This window comes from Neptuniibacter sp. (assembly GCF_024231755.1).
Lineage (GTDB): Bacteria > Pseudomonadota > Gammaproteobacteria > Pseudomonadales > Balneatricaceae > Neptuniibacter.
In genome coordinates, this window is record NZ_JAAEQH010000096.1 from 1 (window position 1) to 2331 (window position 2331).

General features: G+C 46.8%; 3 protein-coding genes. 2 read left to right on the forward strand and 1 reads right to left on the reverse strand.

Annotated elements, in window-relative coordinates:
- The coding region (locus GY843_RS04385; RefSeq protein ID WP_367183794.1) for a calcium-binding protein at positions 1 to 774 on the forward strand (774 nt) is incomplete at its 5' end.
- Positions 775 to 922: 148 nt separating this feature from the next.
- Here GY843_RS04385 and GY843_RS04390 read toward each other — a convergent pair.
- A complete protein-coding gene (locus GY843_RS04390; RefSeq protein WP_297306924.1) occupies positions 923 to 1774 on the reverse strand; it encodes a thymidylate synthase in 852 nt (283 codons plus the stop codon).
- Positions 1775 to 1905: 131 nt separating this feature from the next.
- On the opposite strand from GY843_RS04390, the gene GY843_RS04395 reads away from it, so the two are divergent.
- On the forward strand, positions 1906 to 2331 hold a 426-nt coding region (locus GY843_RS04395; protein WP_297306926.1), incomplete at its 3' end, for a dihydrofolate reductase.

A 2331-nucleotide genomic window follows, 5' to 3' on the forward strand; every position in this document is an offset into this window, starting at 1 on the left:
AATCAGGATGGCGATAAAATCATCCTGCGTGGTCATACGGTTGAGATCGCAGATGTTACCCAAGGCGAAGATGAGGGTGGCGATTATTCACTGATCCACGTCCGCTCCCAGCAAGGTGATGGTGGTGGAGCTCATGATGAAGATTCGCTAGGTACCATCAAAGTTTATGGTGATGAAGTAACCGCAGACGACATCAACGTTGTTAAGAAAAACGTATTTGATGGCATCGATATCTTTGAACCGATTCCGGAAGATGAGGTGCCAAACCTTATCTACGGCAGCAATAACGCCGATTCTCTCGAAGGAACCGAAGGTTCTGACAACATCCATGGCCGTGGTGGTAAGGACACCATCCTGGGTAATGACGGTGATGACTTTATCTTTGCAGGATCCAGTAATGACCTGGTGATGGCTGGAGAGGGCAATGACTGGATCGAGGGTGGTCGAGGTAATGATTACCTGGATGGCGGTTTAGGTGATGATTTCGTGGTTGCTGATTCCGGCGATGACATGATGGTTGGTGGAGCTGGCAGTGATCATTTTGTCATCGAAAACGGCTCCGCAGGTGCCACTATCCTGGATTGGCAGGATGGCCAGGATCTATTCGACTTTTCCCGCATGGATACCGTTGAAAGTCTGGATGATCTGGATATTTTCCAGATGGGCCCTCAGATGGCGACTGTTTCATTCATCAATGAAAATGAAGACGAAGTATCGGTAATGCTTATAGGTCAGACATCTTTTGCACTTGATGCAAATGACTTTGTGTTCTGAGCATGATTGTTAGAGCGATCTGTAAGGCAGGTTTGTAAGAGTGGTTTGTAAGAAAGGGAAGACTGGTTCGGGGGATGGATCTCCCGAATCAGTTCTTTTTTTGGAGAGCGGGCCTTTTGGTCTGTCCGCAAATCCGCTCTCTCCCCTATTAAACTGAAAACGGGTACTGAATCGGGTCGTGGTGCTGGTAGCCTTCCACTTCAAAGTCATCCACGGTTACCCAGGTTTCCAAATCTTCCAGCGTTTTAATATCTGGATTGATCTTAAAGGTCGGCAACGGCAATGGCTCTCGTTTTAACTGAACATCACGCATCAGTTCTAGCTGATCTTCATAGATATGTGCGTTAACTATCTTATGGTACGCCTTGCCCGGTTTATGGCCTGTGATCTGTGCCATGATCGCCAGTAGGAAATAAACCTGAACCATATTGAAATTCAAACCGAGCGGTACGTCGCAGCTGCGTTGAGTGCTGTTCAGATAAAGCGTATCACCCAGTAGTGAAAAATGGTGACTGTACATGCATGGGCGTAAGCAACCCATATGGAAAGCGCCTGGGTGATAGAAGGTATAGATTTCGCCTCGATCATCAATGCCGTTGCTCAGGTCATCAACAATCTTGCGCAGCAGGTCAATGCTGCCTCCATCCGGCTTTGGAAAGTTGCGACCAACTTTACCGTAGATAAAACCGCAGTCGTCTGGGCCTTTTCGGTGTGGGTTAGCCAGCCAGTCTTCATTATCGTTAGCGTTAGCGTCCCAGGTTTTGGTGCCAATCTTACGGAAATCGGCGGCGCTGTCATAACCACGGATGTAACCTAACATCTCTGCAATCGCAGACTTATAAAATGACTTGCGAGTAGTAACCAGCGGAAACTCGCCATTGGCAACATCGTAAGTGAGGTCTGCATTGATAACGGTGAGGCACTTTTTACCTGTGCGTTTGTTTTCTACCCAAACGCCCTCATCGACTATTCTCTGGCAAAGATCGAGGTATTGTCTCATTGGTTTGTGGCTAGCCCTGTGGTTAAATTTAGCTTAATCATGTTACCTAAAGCGTGTTACTAAGGTAAAGAATATTAATGGTCTGCTTTTGTGCTGTGAGCTTTGGCAGAATCATAAGGTGAGGAGCATGCATGAACCTGGCGATTATTGTTGCGCAGGCAAAAAATCGAGTAATCGGTGTTAACAATAAATTACCCTGGCGTCTGCCGGAAGATCTGCGTTACTTTAAGCAGGTTACCATGGCGAAGCCGATTATTATGGGGCGTAATACCTTTGAATCTATAGGTCGGCCGTTGCCGGGTAGAACCAATATTGTAATCAGTCGAAATCCTGATTATGCACCTGCCAATGTAAAGGTGGTGTCTAGTCTTGATGCTGCTATTGAGCTGGCGGAAAGTATCTGTCTTATTGATGGAGCTGAAGAGGTGATGGTTATTGGTGGAGCTCAGATCTATGAGCAGGCGCTGGAAAAAGCTGATCGTCTCTATCTGACTGAGGTGGATACTGAAATTGAAGGGGATGCTTGGTTCCCTGATTTCGATAGAGAGAATTGGAAT